Raw genomic sequence first — 20,982 nt, 5'->3', positions numbered from 1 at the left:
TTTGGAGGAAGGCAAGGTGCCGATTAGCGGTTTGCTTTATAAAGAATGGAAGCAGCGGCAGATGCTGCTGCTTCTTACAGCGGGGTTCTTAGCTATTTTAGGCCCTTTGGCAATTATAAATGAGTATTTTCACTATAAGGATTGTTTGAGTGCGCTTCATCAATATTCAGGTTCAGTTTGTACGTTCAGCATTGATTACAGCAATCGGAATTTGATCGGGCTGCATTTCATTCCTCCGGTTATGATGGGGCTTTTTCTGATAAGAGGAGGCCGGGCTGAAAGGATGTTTACACTGAGTCTTCCGTATTCGAGAAGCCGGATATTTCATACGAAGTTTTTCTTGGGAGCAGCCGTGTTAGCCGGCTCGCAGTTTGTTTCTTACGGAGTATCTGACATATTGTTTCTAGCGCTTAATCCTGACGCTGTCCATCATTTTCAATCGTTCAGCGCAGGGATGCTGGTCATCAGCTTGATGATTTATGCATTAGTGACAGCTGCCGGCACGATAACGGGCAATTTAGCGGCGCAGCTGATCACAGCGTTCACGGTTTCCGTCTTTCCGATCGTGGTTATGACGATTTACCTGTTAAACGCTGAGTTCCTTTTTGGCAGGCAGGCTGTGCCGGATATTGATTTCCCTTGGAGCGGATTTCTGATCTATTTCATGCCTGCCGCTTACATCCATACATCATGGATGTATTACATGAAACACGCATTGTTAATTTCCGCATTAATGGGATGTTGTTTCTATCTATTCGGTTATGTGAATTTCCTGAAAATGCCGAGTGAACGAAGCGGACATTTTATCCTGAGCAAACACATTGAACGCACCATTCAAGTGCTCGTCATGTCGCTCAGTATGCTGGGAAGTGCGGGGGTGTGCGGATATGCTTATAACGGTTCGTATACCGGTTACATATTCGGCATGCATATCGGCGCGGTTATCGGGTTTTTCATCAGTTATTACTTCATCTATAAAAAAACGAAACAGATATAAGGGGGAGTGGTGTACGTGATAGAAGTACAGCATATTGATCATTCATTTAAAATCGGCAGGAAAGGCAGAGAGAGTGAGGTTCCGGTATTGAAGGATGTCTCTTTGACCGTTGAAAAAGGGGAAATTGCCTGTATCGTCGGTCGGAGCGGTTCCGGAAAATCAACGCTTCTGAATTTAATATCCGGATACATAGCGCCGACGAAGGGCCGTATCGTCATTAACGGCACTGATGTGACGGGCTTCAGTGAAAAAGAGTGGGCGCAGTTCCGCCTCGGGCATTTCGGCTTTATTTTTCAAAGCTTTCAGCTCATTCCGAGTCTGACAACCTATGAAAATGTTGAAATGCCGCTTGCCTTAAAAGGCGTCAAACCGTCTGAACGCAAGCAGAAAGTCGCGGACATGCTGAAACGGGTCGGACTTGAGAATCATGCGAATCATTATCCGAATGAGCTGTCAGGCGGCCAGCAGCAGCGTGTCAGTATTGCAAGAGCCCTGATTTTAAATCCGTCAATTATTTTAGCTGATGAGCCGACGGGAAGCCTTGATTCAGAAACGGAACTTGAGGTGCTTGCATTAATTCAGCAGCTGAACCGGGAGCGCGGGATTACATTTGTCATCATTACGCATGACGATGAAGTCGCTTCGATCGCGCATTCAAAATTCCAGCTGCATGACGGTGTATTAAAAGGGGGCGTTACTGTTGAGATTTAAGGATCAGATTCACTTTATCAGAAGAAATATGAAGAAAAACCGGCTGCGTGTTTTCATGACGGTGCTGGCGACGACAATGGCGTGCGCGTTTTTAGTGGTGCTGGCTTCCGTCGGATTCGGCATCCAAAAAACGATTACAGACATTACGATGAGCCAGCAGATTGTTACGGAAATCAACGTGCTCGGCCAAGAGAACGGAAAAGCCGTGAAGAAATCAGACTTGGAAAAGTATAAAAATGTCAAGTCTGTCGTTGAAAGAACACAAGTGTATGAACCGAACAAAGCGTCATTGGGAAACCGAACAAATGAAGATTCAGCCATTGTGCTGACAAACATGAACGATGAAGTCAAAGCCAATATGGAGCTTGATCAGGGAAGAGTCGCCCGTACAGAGAATGAAATCGTGGTCGGCTATGATTTTGCGAAGAACCTATTGACGAAAAAAGAGGCTGACGCTTACGACAAAGAGTTAAATGATCACCAAGGCGACATGTCGGAGGTGAAAAAACCAAAAGGCTATACGAAAGACCTGCTTAATAAAACGATACAGCTGAGCATCTCCAAAACAAACAAAGACGGAGACGTTGAGAAAACGAAAACGTACGACTTTAAAGTAGTCGGAATTACAAAAAAACCGTCCCAAGATTGGATGGAGGATACAAATATTTTTGTGAGTGATCAATTCAAGAAAGACTTCTCAACATTCTTGGATCTGAAGAATGGAAATGCGGAAAAAAGCATTAATGTGTATGCGGACAAATTCGATCATGTCGATCAGCTTACCCATGACCTCACGGATGACGGCTTTTATGTCAGATCTGTCACTACCGAGCTGAAGGGCGTCAACACCTTTTTCCTTGTCTTTAAAATCGGCCTGATCTTTGTCGGCTTTATCGCCGTCGTGATTTCTGCCATCGGTATTTTCAATACGATGACGATGGCGGTGACGGAACGAACGCAGGAAATCGGGATTATGAAAGCGATCGGCGCAAGCCCGTCCATCATCCGCAGAATGTTCCTGATGGAAAGCGCCTATATCGGGATATTAGGTTCTGTCATCGGGATTATCATTTCTTACGGAGTGAGTTTTGCCGTCAATCTGGCTGTGCCGGTTATCTTGAAAGCGGTAGGGGGAAATACCGGAGCTGAAGATCTTCATTATACCTTCTCCTATATCCCGCTCAGTCTCGTTGCGATCGCAGTTGTCATTTGTGCGGGGGTCGCGGTGATTTCCGGTATGAACCCGGCCCGCAAAGCGACAAAAACCAACGTTCTGACCGCATTAAGAAGAGAACTGTAAAGGAAAAAAGCCGGCTGGACATCAGCCGGTTTTTCCTCTATTTATCAGAAAAGGGCGGATACCATGTTTCACATTTTGTTAATAGAAGATGATAACACTTTATTTCACGAGATGAAAGAGAGGTTAACGGGCTGGTCATTTGCGGTGCACGGAATAAAAGATTTCAGCCGGGTCATCCGGGAGTTTTCCGAAATCAAGCCTGATTTGGTGATCATTGATGTACAGCTGCCGAAATTTGACGGCTTTCATTGGTGCAGAATGATACGCTCCCAATCAAACGTGCCGATTCTCTTTTTGTCCTCGCGCGATCATCCCGCGGATATGGTCATGTCGATGCAGCTCGGGGCAGATGATTTTATTCAGAAGCCTTTTCACTTTGATGTGTTAATCGCGAAAATACAGGCGGTGTTCCGCCGTGTGCATCAATACGGCACAGAACCGGCGCTGATGAAAAGATGGTGCGGGGCGGTCATTGACACAGAAACCAACACGGTCAGCCGTAAAAACGGTTCGGTCGAGCTGACCAAAAACGAAATGCTGATCTTAAAACTGCTGGCTGAGCAGAAAAATAAAATCGTCAGTCGGGAAGAACTCATCAGAAGCCTTTGGAATGATGAACGTTTCGTCAGTGATAATACGCTGACGGTGAATGTCAACCGGCTGCGGAAAAAACTCGAACAATTAGGCATCGGGAAAATGATTGAAACCAAGGTGGGGCAGGGATACATCGCAAAGGAAGAAGACGGTCTTTATGATTAAATCATTTCTGCTCGAAAGAAAAAGCTGGATTGCGATGTTTCTTTTGCAGCAGGCTGTGCTCCTTTTTGCGGCATATATTGATCCGTCTATTCCGTTTCTTTCAGTGCTGTATTTCGTTTACCTGTCGCTTCTTGTGTTTCTTGTATTTCTCTTGTTCCGCTATCGTAAAGAGACAGCCTATTATAAAAGCTTAAGAGAGTGGGACGCCAATTTAGACATGTCTTATCTTAAAGCGCCTGAAAGTCCGTTTGAGTCTATCGTTGAAGAAAGCATTGAAGGGCAGACAGAGCAGTTAAGAAAAAGCTCACTTCATCTTCAGGCGGCTTCAGAGCATGAAAAGGACGATCTGATGTCATGGATTCACGAGGTCAAAACACCGCTGACAGCGATGCATCTCATGATTGAGCGCCTTGATGAACAGCCGCTGAAAGCCCCTTTGCTGTATGAATGGCTGCGGATTCACCATCTTCTGGACCAGCAGCTTCATCAGAAACGATTGTCCTTTATTGAAAATGATTTATCATTCCAGCGCATTCAGCTCAGACCGCTCGTTTTCAAAGAAATTAAAAATCTGCAATCATGGTGTATACAAAAAGGGATCGGGTTTGACATTCAGCTTGATTCACCGGACGTTCTCAGTGACGGAAAATGGCTTTCCTTCATCATCAGACAGCTGTTAAGCAATGCCGTCAAATACAGTGAGGCGGATGACATTACCGTAAAAAGCTATGAACAAAACGGCCGGGTGCATGTGGATATCGAAGACCGCGGTATCGGCATCGAGCCCAAAGATCTTCCGCGCATTTTTGAAAAGGGATTTACCTCGACGCGAATGAGGCGAGATCACGCGTCAACGGGGATGGGCCTGTATTTGGCTCGAAAAGCTGCGGCTCCGCTTCTCATCCAGATCAGCGTGCGCTCTGAGCCGGAAAGCGGCACGGTTTTTACCTTGGTGTTTCCGAAACAGAACGATGCCGTCAGCATGTTCAGCGTGTGACAAAAGTGTCACATGCTTTTCTCTTTTGTTCGCTTAATCAAACGAAAAAAACGGCTTCTGTTTTTAAAATAAAGATAACCAATGTAAAAGGAGAATCATAACGCGATGATTTTAGAAGCAGGCAATATCCAAAAAAGCTACGGAAACAAGCTGAATAAACAAGAGGTGCTGAAAGGAATTGATCTTCAGATTCACAAAGGGGAATTCGTCAGCATTATGGGCCCGTCGGGATCAGGGAAAACGACCCTTTTGAATGTGCTTTCCTCCATTGATAAAGTGAGCGCGGGCACCATTAAACTGAATGAGACGGAGATTACATCCATGAAAGAAAAACAGCTTGCCGAATTCAGAAAACGGCATCTCGGCTTTATTTTTCAGGATTATAATTTATTGGACACGCTGACCGTGAAGGAAAACATACTCCTGCCGTTATCCATTACGAAAATGTCTAAGAAAGAGGCGGACCTGCGATTTGCCGAGACAGCAGAGGAGCTTGGGATCTATGATTTGCGACATAAGTATCCGAGTGAAATTTCCGGCGGGCAAAAACAGCGGACGTCTGCCGCAAGAGCTGTTATTCACGAACCGGGCATTATTTTTGCTGATGAGCCGACCGGAGCGCTCGATTCAAAGGCTGCCATGGATTTACTGAATAAACTCAGCCGTCTGAATCAAAAACGCCGCGCCACCATTGTGATGGTGACGCATGATCCGGTTGCCGCCAGCTATTCCGGACGTGTGGTTTTCATTAAAGACGGCCGTGTGTATACACAGCTGAATAAAGGCGGCCAGGACAGACCGGACTTTTTTCAGGATATTATGAAAACGCAAAGTGTATTGGGCGGGATTCAGGCATGAGTATTCATCATTTGATCTTCCAGAACCTGAAAAAGAATATGAAAAACTATTACCTTTACGTTTTTGCGCTGGTGTTCAGCGCCGCCCTTTATTTCGCGTTTGTCACGATGCAATACGATCCGGCGCTTGATGAAATGAAAAGCTCCATAAAAGGAGCGGCGGCAATCCGGGCCGCCTCTGTACTGCTTGTGGCGATCGTATCGGTATTTCTTTTATACGCCAACACCATTTTTATTAAACGGCGCGGCCGGGAAATCGGCTTATTCCGATTAATCGGCATGACGAAAATGCACATTTTCCGCATACTCAGCACAGAAAATTTCATTTTGTATTTCGGATCGATTTGGATCGGTATTTTTGCCGGCTTTTCTCTCTCGAAATTATGTATGATGATGCTGTTTCATACAGTCGGTGTGAAAGCCTCTGTCTCACTGTTTTTTTCAAGCAAGGCGCTCGTTCAGACGTTAATTGTGTTCGGGGCGATTTACGTGCTGATTATGATGATGAATTACTTATTTATTAAACGGCAAAGCATTTTGTCTTTATTTAAAACCGCGTCATCGTCAGAAAGCGGCATAAGACGGCTTTCTTGGGTGCAGATGTCGATCGGCGTTGTCGGTATTGCGGCCATTATCGCCGGCTATGCCGTGTCCGCGGATTTATTCGGAGGCAGTTTTACGAGCATGAATGAACTGTTTTCGGCCATGGTGTTTATTCTCGGCTCGGTCATTATCGGAACCTATCTGTTTTATAAAGGTTCGGTCAGCTTTCTGGCAAATCTCATCCGGAAATCAAAAGGCGGGTATCTGAATGTCAGTGAAGTGCTGTCTTTGTCATCCATCATGTTCCGGATGAAGTCAAACGCCGTCCTGCTGACGATTATTACGACTCTTTCGGCGCTGGCAATCGGTTTGCTGTCTTTAAGCTATATCTCGTACTATTCCGCGGAAAAATCGGCTGAGCAAAATACCGCCGCGGACTTTGCGTTTGATAACCAAAAGGAGACTGACTCATTTACCGCTTTATTGAAGAAAAACGGAATTGAAAACAAAGTGAAAACAATCAAGACCATTCAAGCCGGTGTCAATATGAAGAACATCATAAACGGCGACATGAAAAGCTTTCAACAAGACCCGTCCAGCTTGGCGCTGCCGATTATAAGCGAGAAAGACGCAGAAGGGACGGAGCTTTCTGACGGAGAAGCCGTGTTTACCGGATATAATGATATGATGAAAAGATTTCTCGACCTGAAAACGTCAGGATCCATTGATATAAACGGCAAAACGGATAAAATACCGCTGGCGTATAAGGGCTTGAAGAACGACTTCCTCCTGTCATATACATTTACAAGCGGAGGGCTGCCGACCGTTATCGTCACGCAGCAGGTATTTGACCGGATCGAGAAAGATATCGACCCGTCCATTCAGGGAAAATCAAATCGGTTTTTCGGCATTACACTCAAACGTGAAGAGGACATCCAAAAAGCTGATGGTCTGTTTCAGGCGCAGCACTATTCTGACGGCGCGCTTTCACAATTTGAAACGGCTGACACCCAAAAGAAAAATATGGGGCTGATCATGTTTATTGTCGGCTTTTTGGGGTTAACCTTTCTGATCACCTCAGGCTGTATCCTTTATTTTAAACAAATGGGCGAGTGTGAGGATGAGAAGGCTGATTACACGATATTGCGGAAGCTCGGCTTCACAACGGGGGATCTGCTGAAAGGCATCCGCCGGAAGCAGGCGTATCATTTCGGGATTCCGCTCGTTCTCGGGCTGTTCCACAGCTATTTTGCCGTTCAGTCAGGATGGTTTTTATTCGGAACGGAAGTGTGGACGCCGATGATCATCGTCATGGCGCTGTATACGCTGCTGTACTCCATCTTCGGCATGCTGTCGGTGCTATACTATAAAAAGGTCATTCAATCCGCATTGTAAAACAAGTTGAGGAGCCTCCGCATAAGCGGAGGCTTTTTTTGTATGAATAGAAGAAAGCGATTTTTAAAAGAATAGACATACGTCATTTTCTCGCGCGGGGGAGCCTTATGCAGAAGTATTTTCAATTGAAATCTGAAACAGGAGCCTTTCATCTTTTTTCCAAGGAACACATTTTCACGCTGTTGATCATCGGATTGCTGGGGGCGGGCGTGATCGTATTCCGGAAAAAGCTCAACTACGGCCGGCCGAATCGCGTTTTCCGCTATGTGCTGTTCATTCTCCTTGCCGTGTCGCAGATCAGCTATCATATATGGCTGCTTTGTCATCATGCCTGGTCGCTGAAAACAGCTCTGCCGCTGCAGCTGAGCGACCTTTCCGTCTATTTGGCGATGCTGATGGTCATGACAAAAAGCAAAAAACTGTTCGCCTTCCTCTATTTTGCCGGTTTGGGCAGCGCCGTACAGGCGATGGCAACACCTGATTTAGGGGCGTATTCTTTCCCTCATTTTCGGTACATCGTGTTTTTCGTCTCCCACGGCTGTGTTTTTCTTACCTGCCTATTCATGGCCGCTTCAGAAAGGTACAGGCCGTCCGCGCGCGGACTGTGGGTATCGGTGCTGATCGTAAATCTGTACGGGGCGTGTGTCTTTTTTATTGATCGTGTGCTGAATGCAAATTACCTATATTTAATGAAAAAACCGAAGACCGCTTCGCTTCTGAACGTATTCGGACCTTGGCCGTGGTATCTTCTATCAATGGAAGCGGCGGTGATATTGAGCTTTTTCATTCTGTATATTCCGTTTTGGCTGCTGAGGAAAAGAGCGTGAGGCCGGCCTGTTTTTGCGAATCCAATCATTTGTAATTTTTTCAACATTCCGGCATTATTTTTTTCAGATTCTGATGTTGAAAAAAGACGTCCGCGGCGATAGAATGAATGTGCTATGATAACGTGTTCGATACGGAGCCGCGGCTTGCGGTTTCCGTTTTTTCATGGGGTTTTTTATAGAGAGAGGGGGATCGGTATGCCGCGCGCTTTGAAGATATTAATCATCGGAATGTTTATCAATGTGACGGGCGCATCTTTTTTGTGGCCGCTGAATACGATCTATATTCATAATCATTTAGGGAAATCGCTGACTGTTGCGGGGATTGTTCTGATGCTGAATTCCGGTGCCAGTGTGGCGGGGAATTTATGCGGCGGATTTTTGTTTGATAAAATCGGCGGATTCAAATCCATTATGCTCGGCATTATGATCACATTGGCAAGTCTTCTCGGACTCGTTCTGTTTCATCAATGGCCTGTTTATATTTGGCTGCTCATCATTGTCGGCTTCGGTTCCGGTATCGTGTTTCCGGCCAGCTACGCCATGGCGGGAGCGGTATGGAAAGAAGGCGGGCGGAGAGCTTTTAATGCGATCTATGTAGCTCAGAACGCAGGTGTCGCCGTGGGCTCGGCACTCGGCGGGATGGTTGCGGCGTACTCGTTTACGTACGTGTTTTTAGCCAATGCTTTGCTGTATGTGCTGTTTTTCCTTATCGTATTTTTCGGGTTTCGAAATATCAAAACCGGAAATGCGAGCCAGGTTTCTGTTCTGGACTACGAGCCTGTCAGCAGCAGAACGAAATTTACGGCGCTTCTCATATTGAGCGGCGGGTATGTTCTCGGGTGGATCGCCTATTCGCAGTGGTCCACAACCGTTGCGTCACATACTCAAAGCATCGGTATGCCGCTTTCATTATACAGTGTGCTCTGGACCGTAAACGGAATATTAATTGTCGCCGGACAGCCTCTCATGGGAGCTGTTCTGAAAAAATGGTCCGGTGCGTTAAAAACGCAGATGGTCATCGGCTTTTGTATTTTTATCGTCTCGTTCGGCGTGCTTCTCAGCGCCAAGCAATTTCCGATGTACCTCACCGCAATGGTGATTTTAACCGTCGGAGAAATGCTTGTCTGGCCTGCCGTGCCTACCATTGCCAATCAGCTTGCGCCTAAGGGGAAAGAAGGATTTTACCAAGGATTCGTCAACAGTGCGGCGACGGGCGGCAGAATGATCGGGCCGCTCCTTGGCGGCGTGCTGGTTGATCAGTACGGAATGAGCGTGCTGCTGTTGATCCTGATGGTGCTTCTTGTTGTCAGCATCGCAGCGACGGTGCTGTACGACAAACGCCTGAAAACCGTTAATAAACAAAACGTCCAAGTGCGATGACGACATAAAAAAATCCCGCTGTTTCGGCGGGATTTTTTTGTTTATACGACCGGAAGCACGTTGACGGCGTCCTTAACGTTTAAATACGTCTTTAATGAAGAAAAGCTGGCATCAAGCTGATTCATTCTCATGGCGAGGGTAGGCTTGATACCGGTGATAATCAATTCCGTGCCGATTAATTTAAGCAGGTGGTGCAATTTGAAAATCCGGTCTGCGGTCTGTTCGTTTACCTCGGCCAGACCTGATAAGTCTATAATTAAGTAATCATCTTTAGATGCGGTTAATATGTCCGTCAAAGTTGTCACAATTGAATCAAATCGTTCTTCCGTTAAGTTTCCCACTAACGGCAAAGCGGAGATGCCGTTTCGGATCGGAACAACCGGTGTTGACAGCGTCGTGATTTCTGTGAGGGAATCCTCAAGGAGCTTTTCGTATTCTTTCTGCTCTGTAATGTCTTTTTGAAAACCGACAAAATAGAGCTTGTCTTCAACATAAAGAGGATCAATGTTGAGTTCATTCCAAAATGGGGTGCCGTCTTTTTTGACGTTTTTCAGCCGCACCGTGATCTTTTCTTTCTGGGTTAAGCTCTTTCTGATTTTCGCGACTTGTTGACGGTCGGTTTCTTTGCTTTGCAGAAATCTGCAGTTCTTACCTAATATCTCTTCGGAAGAGTAGCCTGTCATATCCATAAATCCCTGATTTGTATATATGATGGGATTGTCCTCAAGAGAGGGGTCTGTAATCACCACGCCGATGCGTGCGTGATCAAGCGCCTTTTTGATAAGCTCCAGCTGCTCCAGTTTTCCGGATACATTTGAGTCAGCCATGTAAAACCCCCTTTTGGCCGTAAAGCTGCGCGCTTTTTCAGCCGTGTTTCTCCCCTTTTTAAATGAATCTACAGTAACCGTAGCATAACATATGTTCTGATTCAAGCAGCCGAAGTTTGCAATTTGTCATTCGGGCTTGTCCTCATATACACTGAATATATAAAGGGAAGGCACATCATCGCTAAGTAAGTGACTAGGTCATTGTCACTGGGTGAAAAATGAATCTAATGCATCAAGCTTACCGATCATGTGTTCACATATAATGGAAGAAACAAGCTTTTTACTTTCCTGCTCAATCGCCGGTATGTAGATATCGAAAATCATCGTATTCGTAAGGGGGCTGGATGGCCTGAAGTCGCTTTACTAAATAAGGGCTTTAGGAAGGTGATGAAGATGCTGCATCAGGTAATAATTGCTTGTGTAATTGGAGGAATCATGGGGGTTCTCGGTCATGTGAAAAAGAGAGGCAGGCTGGAGAAACCCAGAATGACAAAGCGGTTTATCTATCTCGGTTTTTTGGAAGATGGTTTTATCGGAATGGCTGCTTCCATCTTACTTGTCTTATCCGCTGACCCCGATTCAGGAATTCAACTCGTCATCTTATCCATAATCGCAGGCTACGGCGGAGAAGCTGTTCTCAGGAGCTTTGATTTTGTCAGAGAACAAAACAGTGATTCGGCCGAAGCAAAACCACACCAGCAAAAAAATCCTCCATCAAAATAATATCCCCGCTCATGACCCGTTCCGGGTACATTCCCATTGTATACAAACCTGCTTGCACTTATGAACAGAATTCTATAAAATACAGGTAAGATTACGGTAGCGATAAGAACAGTGAAGAGGAGCAGTAAGAAGCAGATTTTGCAATCAGAGAGTTGACGGCCGGTGCAAGTCAATCAAGTCTGTTTCCGAACTCGCCTCAGAGTTGCAGCGGCAAAACCGCTGACGCATAACTGCGTTAAAAGTATCAAGTGAGTGCGGCTCAAAACCGCGCTAACGAGGGTGGTACCGCGGGAAATAAAAATCTCTCGTCCCTTTTTGGGATGAGGGAGTTTTTTTAGTTTTAGAATAATCTGAATATAATCTTTCTCATCCCGTCAATACTTGGACTACATACGCCGTATTCAATCAGAAGGAGGTTTTTACGTTGAGTTTTCAGCATGAAAAAATAGAAAAGAAATGGCAGAATTACTGGTTGGATCATAAAACGTTCGCCGTCAGTGAAGAGAATGACAAGCCGAAGTTTTACGCGCTTGACATGTTCCCGTATCCTTCAGGAGCCGGCCTGCATGTCGGACATCCGGAAGGCTATACGGCAACCGATATCCTTTCGCGCATGAGACGCATGCAAGGATACAATGTGCTTCATCCGATGGGATGGGACGCGTTCGGGCTTCCTGCCGAGCAATACGCGCTTGACACGGGGAATGATCCGGCCGAGTTCACAAAACAAAATATAGATAATTTCCGCCGCCAGATTCAATCGCTCGGATTTTCATATGATTGGGATCGTGAAATCAATACGACTGATCCGGACTATTACAAGTGGACGCAGTGGATCTTCACCAAGCTGTACGAAAAAGGGCTCGCTTACGTAGACGAAGTGCCGGTCAACTGGTGCCCGGCGCTCGGAACGGTGCTTGCGAACGAAGAAGTCATTGACGGCAAAAGCGAGCGGGGCGGCCATCCGGTTGAACGCCGCCCGATGAGACAATGGATGCTGAAAATCACCGCTTATGCGGACAGGCTTCTTGAAGATTTAGAAGACCTTGACTGGCCGGAAAGCATTAAAGACATGCAGCGCAACTGGATCGGACGCTCAGAAGGCGCAAACGTGCATTTCGCGATCGACGGCACTGATGACACGTTTACCGTGTTTACGACAAGACCGGACACGCTGTTCGGCGCGGCTTATGCCGTACTGGCTCCTGAGCATGAGCTTGTGGAGGCCATCACGACGCCTGAACAAAAAGAAGCGGTAGACGCTTATGTTAAAGAAGTTCAGGCGAAAAGTGACCTGGAACGGACGGATCTTGCGAAAACAAAAACGGGCGTCTTCACGGGCGCATATGCCGTAAACCCTGCAAATGGGGAAAAGCTGCCGATCTGGATAGCGGATTATGTCCTCGCCTCTTACGGAACAGGCGCTGTAATGGCCGTGCCGGCGCATGATGAACGTGATTTTGAATTCGCAAAAGTGTTCAGCCTGCCTGTCAAAGAAGTCGTAAAAGGCGGAAACACGGAAGAAGAAGCGTACACGGGAGACGGAGAGCATGTCAATTCCGGCTTTCTGAACGGACTGAATAAAGCGGAAGCGATTGAAAAAATGATCGCCTGGCTTGAAGAAACGAAAAACGGTGAGAAAAAAGTGACATACCGTCTGCGTGATTGGCTGTTCAGCCGCCAGCGCTATTGGGGCGAGCCGATTCCGGTTATTCATTGGGAAGACGGCACGTCAACAGCCGTTCCGGCGGAAGAGCTGCCGCTGATTCTGCCGAAAACCGATGAAATCAAACCGAGCGGAACAGGTGAATCACCGCTTGCCAACATTAAAGAGTGGGTGGAAGTCACTGATCCTGAAACGGGCAAAAAAGGCAGAAGAGAAACGAACACGATGCCGCAATGGGCGGGAAGCTGCTGGTATTTCCTCCGCTTTATCGACCCGAAAAATCCGGATCAGCTCGCTTCACCTGAGAAACTGGATAAATGGCTGCCCGTTGATATTTACATCGGAGGAGCGGAGCATGCCGTGCTTCACCTTCTGTACGCGCGTTTCTGGCATAAATTCCTCTACGATATCGGTGTCGTGCCGACGAAAGAACCGTTCCAAAAGCTGTATAACCAAGGAATGATTCTCGGGGAAAACAATGAAAAAATGAGTAAATCCCGCGGAAACGTCGTCAATCCGGATGAAATTGTGGCGTCTCACGGAGCAGATACGCTCCGCCTGTACGAAATGTTTATGGGGCCGCTTGATGCATCTATCGCCTGGTCTGAATCAGGCCTTGACGGAGCGCGCCGCTTCCTTGACCGCGTATGGCGTTTGTTTATCGAGGAAAACGGCGAGCTGACGGGCAAAGTGACAGAAGGCGCAGGCGAAACTCTTGAGCGCGTCTATCATGAAACGGTCATGAAAGTGACAGAAAACTTCGAAGCCCTTCGTTTTAACACGGGCATTTCTCAGCTGATGGTCTTCATTAATGAAGCTTACAAAGCGAATGAACTGCCGAGAGAATATATCGAAGGTTTTGTGAAGCTGCTTTCTCCTATTGCGCCGCATTTGGCGGAAGAACTGTGGGAAAAACTCGGCCACGAAGGTTCGATTGCATACGAGGCTTGGCCTGCTTATGACGAATCAAAACTGGTGGACGATGAAGTGGAAATCGTCGTCCAGCTGAACGGAAAAGTAAAAGCGAAATTAATGGTTCCGGCTGATGCTGATAAAGCAGCGTTAGAACAGCTCGCACAAGCTGACGAAAAAGTAAAAGAGCAGCTTGAAGGAAAAACGATCCGAAAAATCATTGCCGTACCGGGCAAGCTTGTCAATATCGTGGCAAACTGACCGGGCGAAGCCCCTCTCCTACAGAGAGGGGCTTTTTTATCAGGCCTCTATCATAGAAATTACACCGCGGGCTTTGGTATACTTAACACCATAAAGATGAATGGGAGTGTCACACATTGAAAATAAATGAAATCAGCACAGCCGCACTGGAAGAAAAATTAAAAGCGGGAGAAGAGCTGTATCTGATTGATGTCAGAGAAGACGAAGAAGTTGCCGAAGGAATGATTCCGGAGGCCGTTCACATCCGCATGGGGGACATCCCTGAGAAGATGGATGCGTTAGACAAGGACAAGGAATATGTATTTATCTGCCGTTCCGGAAAAAGAAGCATGAACGTTTGTATGTATTTACATGAGCAGGGCTTCCGTACGGTTAATGTTGAAGGCGGCATGCTGGAGTGGGAAGGCGAAACAAAGCCGAAGAAATAACGCTTTGAAGTGAAAGAAGAAAAGGGACGTGCGTCTTTTTCTTCTTTTTTTATAAAAAAACGGGAGGCGAATCAGGTGAAACCGATGATCCGCGCGATGAAAACAAACGATATCAAACAGGTCCGGCAAGTCGCAGAACGAAGCTGGCATCATACGTATGAAGGGATTATTCCCAGACACATTCAGGATCAGTTTCTCGAATCCGCCTATCAGGATGAGATGATGGAACGCCGGCTCTTGCATTCTCTGTTCTTTGTGGCAGAAGAAGAGGGGCGAGTGCTCGGTTTTGCAAATGCCACCCCGGTTCAAAAAGACGGAAATGCGGAGCTGACCGCCATCTATATTGACCCGGATTGCCAGGGAAGCGGGATAGGCACGGCACTCCTTAAAGAATGCATCAGGCAGTCCGGCGGGGTAAAAAAGCTTTATGTCCATGCAGAAAAAGAGAACCGCATTGCCTTATCCTTTTATCAAGCGAAAGGGTTTCAATGGGTATGTGAATTTGAGGAAGACTTTAAAGGACACACTTTACAGACGGTCAAACTGGTACTGAACATATAAAAGCGTCCGGCCCGCCCAGGACCGGAACGCGAATGATCAGTGATAAGCCGGAAGCCGGTCTTTGTGCGCTTCAAATAAGTCATCGCACAAAGATATGATGTCATTCATGGAAAGCTCGGCGCTCGTATGCGGATCAAGCATGGCCGCCTGATATACGGCTTCCTTTTTTAATGTAACGGCCGCTTCGATGGTTAGAAGCTGTGTGTTAATGTTTGTTCTGTTGAGCGCCGCGAGCTGCTCGGGAAGTTCGCCGGAATAGCACGGCATAATGTGGTTTTTGACGGCTGTGCAAGGCACTTCAACGACCGCTTTCGCCGGCAGATTCGGTATCAGCCCGGTATTCAGCACATTGCCGCCGAATGTGAACGGTTTGCCCGTCTCCATCGCTTCAATAATTCTCGAACCGTATTCTTTTGAGCGTTCATGCGTCAGGTTTTGGTTGTTGATGATGCCGTCTCTCATCGTTTCCCAATTGTTGATTTGTTCCGCGCATCTCCTCGGATATTCATCAAGCGGAATTTGGAGTTCATCTATCAGCTCAGGATACCGGCTTTTTATAAAATACGGGTGATATTCGGCATTATGCTCAGATGATTCCGTTACGTAGCAGCCGAATTTATCCATCAGCTCAAACCGCACCATGTCCTTATGTTTCGTCTTTTGTTTTTCGCGTGCCCGTCTTTTAATTTCAGGATATAAATCAATTCCGTCTTTTTTAATCTCCAAAAGCCAAGCCATATGGTTAATGCCGGCAATGCGTTCTTCCGTACCTTCGTGATCCATGCCGAGTGAGTCAAACAGATCTTTGGTACATACCTGGACGCTGTGGCACAGGCCGACCGTTTTGACATTTGTATGTCTGAGCATCGCTCCGGTCAGAGAGGCCATCGGATTTGTATAGTTTAACAGCCACGCATCCGGGCAGACCTCTTCCATGTCTTTTGCGATGTCAAATAAAACGGGGATGGTGCGAAGGGAACGGAAAATGCCGCCTATTCCGACGGTATCGGCAATCGTCTGGCGGAGACCGTACCGCTTCGGGATGTCAAAGTCAATGACCGTCGCGGGTTTATAGCCTCCGACCTGAATGGCGTTTATCACATAGCCGGCGTGTTTCAGCGCCTGTTTTCGGTCATCGTAGGAGATGATGGATATACTCGTATTGTAGCGGTCTCTCATGTTTTCCAGCATGAGCTGGGATTCTTTCAGCCGTACAGCGTCAATATCATAAAGCGCGAATTCAAACCCGTTTAATGCTTCAGTCAGTAAGCAGTCCCCCAATACATTTTTTGCGAAAATCGTGCTCCCCGCTCCGATAAACGTAATTTTCTTCAACAGAAATTCCTCCCTTTTCTTCTCAGCCTTTGACCGCCCCGGAGGACAGCCCTGAGATAAAATATTTTTGAAGCGCCAAAAACAATACGACCATCGGCAGCATCGCCATAATTGCGGCTGCGGCGACTAAGTGAAGATTGTTCGCATCTTCGCCGAAGAATCCCGCCATGGCCACGGTCAATGTCTGCACCTTTTGATCTTGTAAAAAGAAAATCGCAAATTGGTAATCGTTCCAGATAAACACGCAGGACATAATGCAGACCGTTGCGGTAATCGGTTTCAACAAAGGAAACACGATTGTATAAAAAGTCCTGATCAATCCCGCGCCGTCCATCCTGGCGGCTTCCTCAAGCTCTTTCGGAATGGAAGAGCGGATAAACCCTGAATATAAGAAAACGGTCAGCGGCATATATGCAGCCGTATTAATGAGAATGGCTGCGGCATGCGTATTGATCAGCCCCGCATCAGCGACCATCTTGTATAAAGGAACCATGGAAGTCAAAGGCGGGATGATCATGATTGAAATCAAAAGGCCGAAGACGATTTTGTTCAGCTTTGTATTTCTTCTTGCGAGCGGGTATGCGGCAAGCGAACCCATGAAAATTAATAAAGCGGCGGAAACGGCTGTAATGATGATCGTGTTCAGAAAGGATTGCCCGAGAGAGGCACGTTCCCATGCTTCACGAAAATTCTGAAATGAAAAGGCGGATGGCAGCGACCATTTTGAACTGTAGTCACCTTTTGCTTTTAATGACGTGGTCAGCAAAATATAAAAGGGGACAATATGAACGCACGAGATAACGGCTGCCAACAGCGTAAAAATCCGCATTCGGGCTGTTTTCATGACATTTCCGTCTCCTTTCGCTTGAAATACACGAGAGCCGAAAAGCTGATGACAAGAATCATGACGGACATAAACACGCCTTGGGCGGCGGCATATCCCGCATCCTGCCGTTTAAAATATAAATCATACATAAACGTTGACATCGATTGAGAGGAATTGCCCGGCCCGCCTGCGGTCAGCGCGATAATGACATCAAACAGCTTCAGCCCGCCGATGATATTGATGACCATGTTGATGGTGACAGCCGGCATCAATAAAGGAAGGGTGATGGTGAAAAACGGCTGAAGACCTCCCGCGCCATCCATTTTTGCGGCTTCGTAATAATCTTTCGGAATGCTTTGCAGCCCCGCCAAATATACAATCATCGCAATGCCTGCGTATTGATACGTGTTAATCATGACGATAATCCACGGGTTTGCCGCAGGGCTTGCCAAGGCGTTGACAGGACCGATTCCCAGTGCGCCAAGTACATCATTCAGCGCACCCCCGTCATATGAGAAAATAAAATACCAAATGTATCCCATTATCAGCGGACTGATAATGACGGGCAAGTAGACGATCGTTCTTGTGAGCGCCTTCATTTTTAAGCTCTGATTCAAAAGCAGCGCATATAAAAGTCCGAGCATATTCTGAAATAAAGTGCTTCCGATGCCGTAAAGCAAAGTGTTTTTCACAACAAGCCACGTGTCCGGATCTGTAAAAAGCCTTTTATATTGAGTGACTCCCACCCATTGATACGTCTGTGAGAAGCCGTTCCAGTTTGTAAATGTGATAAAAGCGCCTTTGACAAACGGAAAAATCATGAAAATAAAAACCGTGGCAAGAGCGGGAACGTACATCCACCATAGTGACGCGGATTTTACCGGCTTTTGATGTTGAAATCCTTGGGTTTCTCTTGCAAGATCACTCATTCTTTTTCAGCTCCCTGTGAATCAGATTGAAGCCGGAGCCGCTTATATTCACTGCCGAGTTTCGCTGAAATTTCAGCGGGGGTTAAGATATCGGCCATCAGCTCCTGCCCGGCTGTTCCCATCACATCCCACATTCCGTTCGGCAAATAAAGGCGGTCAAAATAAGGCTGCACCTTAATATGCTGATAGCGCTTATAGTCATTTGCGTAGAAAATGTCCGTTTGCACATTCACTAATCCGGCTGGAAGCGAGGTCGCTTCGGCAATTGATTTTGCATGCTCGGGTCGGGCCATAAATGCGATAAACTGTTTCGCTTCTTTAAGCCGCGGGGAATCCTTGAATGCCGCCAGCGTGTAACGTTCGCCTCCGATCCAAACCGGCGCGTCTCCCTTGTGGACGGCCGGGGTCGGTATGATGCCGACTTTTACCTTCGGATTGATTTGAGCGACGTCTTGGCCGAGGGTGCCGCCCTGCAGCGTAAAGGCGATTTTGTTTTGCGCCATCAGTTCAATGAGCTGGGACCGTTTTGCCGTCACGGCATCTATATTGAGCAGGTTTTCCTTTTGCATCTCTTTCAGTTTGTCAGATAAATAGGTGAAGTGTGTCCAGCGGAAGGTTCCGTTTAACAGTTGTTTTTTGTAACGGTGTGCGGGATCTGTGATGAGAAGCGGTGCGGCGAATTGATCGTAATATTGGGCAAATGAGCTTTTCTCATAGCCGGCAAACCAGAAGGGGATGGCTGTTCCGCCGCTTTTTTCTTTAATCTGTCTCAATGCCTTCATAAAATCATCCATTGTTTCCGGCGGTTTGATTCTGTATTTTTCCAACAATGTGCGATTGTAGGCCAGTCCGTCCTTTGCCTGATTCAGAGGGAAGGCGTATATTCTGCCTTTGGCATCTTTGAGCATACTGTTTAAATTCGGATCGAGCCGCTTCGTCCAAGACATGCCGCTGAGGTCGGCGGTATATTCTCCGTAGCGGATTTTGGCCCAGCCGTGTGTGTCAAAAAGATCGGGCATGTCGCCGGCTGCCATTCTGACCCTCATCATATTTTCGTAGTCATTGCCTGGGAAATGAACGTTTACTTGAATGTCCGGATGTTCTTTTTGGAATGAATCAGCCAACTTTCTGAATACGGCGCGTTCGCTGTCTGAGGATATGGTGGAATAGACTGTCAATGTTTTCTGCTTTTCTCCGGCGCCGCTCTGTTCTGCCGAGCAGCCGGGAAGTATCATGCAAGTAAAAGAAAGAAACAAAGCCAGTAAGCGTTTCATCTTTTCCTCCTTTAAATATGATATAAACGCTGCGGGACACGTCACCTCCTTTCTTGTGAGCCGCAGCTTTGTCTGACAATCAATGAAGTGGGGAGCGTCACGGCCAGCGGGACGGTTCTGCCGTTTAAACGGTCGAGAAGCAATTTGACACCCGTCCGGCCCATCTCTTCCGTGTATACTTTTACCGTTGATAACGGCGTGCTGGCGTATTCTGCCTCATCAATTCCGTTGAAGCTGACAACCGCCGTATCGCGCGGGACTTGAAGGCCGGCTTCCTGCAAGGCTTTTAAAGCGCCGACAGCCATCGAATCACTTGCGATAAAAAAGGCATCGGGGAGACTTCCGCCTTTGATGGCTTCATTCATCAGCCGGAACCCTTCGTGCATGCTGTATTCGCCGATCAGTACATGCTCCGGCTCGGCGCCGGCCATTTGTAAGAAAGCGGTCAGACGCTTATCCTCAATCGTTTTATTGCTGTTTACACCGTCTATGACGGTATGCTCCCGCTCCCGGCCGCCGATATAACCGAGCCGCTGGTAACCGAGCGACAGAAGATGTTCTATCGCCTTTTGCGCTGCGGCATAAAAATCCACGCTGACGGAATCGTAGCGGGCGGGATCGGGGGTGCCGTTAACAAATACCGCGTGCCTGAAAGCGGCGCTGATATTCGTAAGCGCCTCGTCTTGCAGGCTGCCGATTACGATCACGCCGTCCAGTTCGTGAAACATATGCTCTTGAAAAGAACCGAGATGGATAGAAGATGTGATAAAAACTTTTTGCCGAAAGCATTCTTCCTCAATGCCTTTACGGATCGCTGAAAAATAAGGATCCTGCCGTTCTTCTTCGGGTGACAGGCAGCTGACAACGCCGATCAGGGGCGCTGAATCGCTGCGGCTGCGGTTCTTCCGTTTTTTTGCCGACGGCTGATAGCCCAGCTCATCAGCGATCCTCAGAACTTTTTCTCTTGTTTCATCAGTCACAGCCAAAGAGTCATCCTTATTCAAAATTCTCGATACTGTCGCGCTGGATACAGATGCCTGTAAGGCAATATCTTTGAGACGGACCATTTCGCATCTCCTTTTTACTAAATATTTACTAAACAGAAATGACCTGGTTATTGTTAAAATGATATTATCATACGTTAGTAAGCGTTTTCAACAACTATTTTCGGTTACTTTTAGTAAAAATCAGTAAAAAAGAAAATCTGTTTTTCTCTATCATATTTCAATTGAACCGGAATAAATTGATAGAGAAAGGAGAGGGTGATGTGCTGAAGATAGCTGTTTTTGATGAGGAGCATGAAAAGGATCTGCAGACTGAAGTCAATACATTTTTAAAGGGGATTTCTGATGAACAGCTCGTTGATATTAAATATACGGTAGCGGCGGCCTGTGATCCTGAAGGTGAGCAGCTTTATTGTTTTTCCGCTCTCATTTTATACCGAAAATAAAAAAGCCCGGACGAAATGCCGGGC

Annotated in this window: 20 protein-coding genes and 1 other annotated feature; of the genes, 14 read left to right on the top strand and 6 right to left on the bottom strand. The window is 46.9% G+C overall.

All coding sequences use genetic code 11. The features are described 5' to 3' along the window. The first annotated feature begins 16 nt into the window (after nucleotides 1-16). The 9 genes from JNUCC21_RS15710 to JNUCC21_RS15670 all read left to right on the top strand — a co-directional run bounded on the left by JNUCC21_RS15710 (nucleotide 17) and on the right by JNUCC21_RS15670 (nucleotide 9,766). Nucleotides 17-997, top strand: a complete 981-nt coding sequence (locus JNUCC21_RS15710) for an ABC transporter permease (protein ID WP_369878309.1) — start codon at nucleotides 17-19, stop codon at nucleotides 995-997. 15 nt (nucleotides 998-1,012) lie between these two features. After that, nucleotides 1,013-1,708, top strand: coding sequence for an ABC transporter ATP-binding protein (locus tag JNUCC21_RS15705; RefSeq protein WP_007408816.1), 696 nt, complete (start codon nucleotides 1,013-1,015; stop codon nucleotides 1,706-1,708). Next, nucleotides 1,698-3,008: an ABC transporter permease gene (locus tag JNUCC21_RS15700; RefSeq protein ID WP_369878308.1), complete on the top strand. Its 1,311-nt coding sequence runs from the start codon at nucleotides 1,698-1,700 to the stop codon at nucleotides 3,006-3,008. The genes JNUCC21_RS15705 and JNUCC21_RS15700 overlap by 11 nt, the downstream gene beginning before the upstream one ends. Nucleotides 3,009-3,071: 63 nt before the next feature. Further along, nucleotides 3,072-3,767, top strand: coding sequence for a response regulator transcription factor (locus tag JNUCC21_RS15695; RefSeq protein WP_007613229.1), 696 nt, complete (start codon nucleotides 3,072-3,074; stop codon nucleotides 3,765-3,767). After that, on the top strand, nucleotides 3,760-4,764 hold the full coding sequence (locus JNUCC21_RS15690; protein WP_369878307.1) for a sensor histidine kinase: 1,005 nt from the start codon (nucleotides 3,760-3,762) through the stop codon (nucleotides 4,762-4,764). Before JNUCC21_RS15695 ends, JNUCC21_RS15690 begins: the two co-directional genes overlap by 8 nt. A gap of 105 nt (nucleotides 4,765-4,869) precedes the next feature. Further along, nucleotides 4,870-5,622, top strand: a complete 753-nt coding sequence (locus tag JNUCC21_RS15685) for an ABC transporter ATP-binding protein (RefSeq protein WP_012118239.1) — start codon at nucleotides 4,870-4,872, stop codon at nucleotides 5,620-5,622. Beyond that, nucleotides 5,619-7,559: an FtsX-like permease family protein gene (locus tag JNUCC21_RS15680; RefSeq protein ID WP_369878306.1), complete on the top strand. Its 1,941-nt coding sequence runs from the start codon at nucleotides 5,619-5,621 to the stop codon at nucleotides 7,557-7,559. The genes JNUCC21_RS15685 and JNUCC21_RS15680 overlap by 4 nt, the downstream gene beginning before the upstream one ends. A gap of 107 nt (nucleotides 7,560-7,666) precedes the next feature. Continuing rightward, nucleotides 7,667-8,386, top strand: coding sequence for a TIGR02206 family membrane protein (locus JNUCC21_RS15675; protein ID WP_007408810.1), 720 nt, complete (start codon nucleotides 7,667-7,669; stop codon nucleotides 8,384-8,386). A gap of 195 nt (nucleotides 8,387-8,581) precedes the next feature. Next, nucleotides 8,582-9,766, top strand: coding sequence for an MFS transporter (locus JNUCC21_RS15670; RefSeq protein ID WP_216061820.1), 1,185 nt, complete (start codon nucleotides 8,582-8,584; stop codon nucleotides 9,764-9,766). A gap of 41 nt (nucleotides 9,767-9,807) precedes the next feature. On the opposite strand, the gene JNUCC21_RS15665 is transcribed toward JNUCC21_RS15670, so the two are convergent. Then, nucleotides 9,808-10,593: an STAS domain-containing protein gene (locus JNUCC21_RS15665; RefSeq protein WP_031378730.1), complete on the bottom strand. Its 786-nt coding sequence runs from the start codon at nucleotides 10,591-10,593 to the stop codon at nucleotides 9,808-9,810. 387 nt (nucleotides 10,594-10,980) lie between these two features. Here JNUCC21_RS15665 and JNUCC21_RS15660 point away from each other — a divergent pair, with 387 nt between their 5' ends. The 4 genes from JNUCC21_RS15660 (at nucleotide 10,981) to JNUCC21_RS15645 (ending at nucleotide 15,144) form a co-directional block, all read left to right on the top strand. Further along, nucleotides 10,981-11,316, top strand: a complete 336-nt coding sequence (locus JNUCC21_RS15660) for a DUF4257 domain-containing protein (protein ID WP_015418038.1) — start codon at nucleotides 10,981-10,983, stop codon at nucleotides 11,314-11,316. A gap of 102 nt (nucleotides 11,317-11,418) precedes the next feature. Then, nucleotides 11,419-11,632: a binding site (T-box leader), on the top strand. A gap of 108 nt (nucleotides 11,633-11,740) precedes the next feature. Beyond that, entirely contained in the window at nucleotides 11,741-14,155 is a 2,415-nt protein-coding gene (leuS, locus tag JNUCC21_RS15655; protein WP_015240416.1) for a leucine--tRNA ligase, read from the top strand. A gap of 116 nt (nucleotides 14,156-14,271) precedes the next feature. Then, nucleotides 14,272-14,583, top strand: a complete 312-nt coding sequence (locus JNUCC21_RS15650) for a rhodanese-like domain-containing protein (protein ID WP_003152299.1) — start codon at nucleotides 14,272-14,274, stop codon at nucleotides 14,581-14,583. Between the two features lie 84 nt (nucleotides 14,584-14,667). Further along, nucleotides 14,668-15,144 (top strand): GNAT family N-acetyltransferase, encoded by a 477-nt coding sequence (locus JNUCC21_RS15645; protein ID WP_012118234.1) that lies wholly within the window; start codon nucleotides 14,668-14,670, stop codon nucleotides 15,142-15,144. A 36-nt stretch (nucleotides 15,145-15,180) separates the two neighbouring features. On the opposite strand, the gene melA is transcribed toward JNUCC21_RS15645, so the two are convergent. From melA to JNUCC21_RS15620, 5 genes are read right to left on the bottom strand one after another with little or no spacing between them, the layout of a single operon-like run. Then, nucleotides 15,181-16,479: an alpha-galactosidase MelA gene (melA, locus tag JNUCC21_RS15640; protein ID WP_007408804.1), complete on the bottom strand. Its 1,299-nt coding sequence runs from the start codon at nucleotides 16,477-16,479 to the stop codon at nucleotides 15,181-15,183. 22 nt (nucleotides 16,480-16,501) lie between these two features. Continuing rightward, nucleotides 16,502-17,323 carry a carbohydrate ABC transporter permease gene (locus JNUCC21_RS15635; protein ID WP_369878305.1) on the bottom strand — a complete coding sequence of 274 codons (822 nt, stop codon included), beginning with the start codon at nucleotides 17,321-17,323 and terminating at the stop codon, nucleotides 16,502-16,504. Next, entirely contained in the window at nucleotides 17,320-18,234 is a 915-nt protein-coding gene (locus JNUCC21_RS15630) for a carbohydrate ABC transporter permease (protein WP_369878304.1), read from the bottom strand. The genes JNUCC21_RS15635 and JNUCC21_RS15630 overlap by 4 nt, the downstream gene beginning before the upstream one ends. Then, on the bottom strand, nucleotides 18,231-19,508 hold the full coding sequence (locus JNUCC21_RS15625) for an ABC transporter substrate-binding protein (RefSeq protein WP_072589477.1): 1,278 nt from the start codon (nucleotides 19,506-19,508) through the stop codon (nucleotides 18,231-18,233). The genes JNUCC21_RS15630 and JNUCC21_RS15625 overlap by 4 nt, the downstream gene beginning before the upstream one ends. 41 nt (nucleotides 19,509-19,549) lie before the next feature. Beyond that, on the bottom strand, nucleotides 19,550-20,575 hold the full coding sequence (locus JNUCC21_RS15620; RefSeq protein ID WP_038459551.1) for a LacI family DNA-binding transcriptional regulator: 1,026 nt from the start codon (nucleotides 20,573-20,575) through the stop codon (nucleotides 19,550-19,552). A gap of 200 nt (nucleotides 20,576-20,775) precedes the next feature. Between JNUCC21_RS15620 and JNUCC21_RS15615 the strand changes: the two genes are divergently transcribed. Beyond that, nucleotides 20,776-20,958 carry a sporulation protein Cse60 gene (locus JNUCC21_RS15615; RefSeq protein WP_003152309.1) on the top strand — a complete coding sequence of 61 codons (183 nt, stop codon included), beginning with the start codon at nucleotides 20,776-20,778 and terminating at the stop codon, nucleotides 20,956-20,958. The last annotated feature ends 24 nt before the right edge of the window (nucleotides 20,959-20,982 follow it).

This window comes from Bacillus sp. JNUCC-21 (genome assembly GCF_041222765.1).
GTDB classification, from domain to species: domain Bacteria; phylum Bacillota; class Bacilli; order Bacillales; family Bacillaceae; genus Bacillus; species Bacillus velezensis.
Note: the sequence above shows the minus strand (reverse complement) of the source record. Positions and strands in the feature narration are given on the sequence as shown.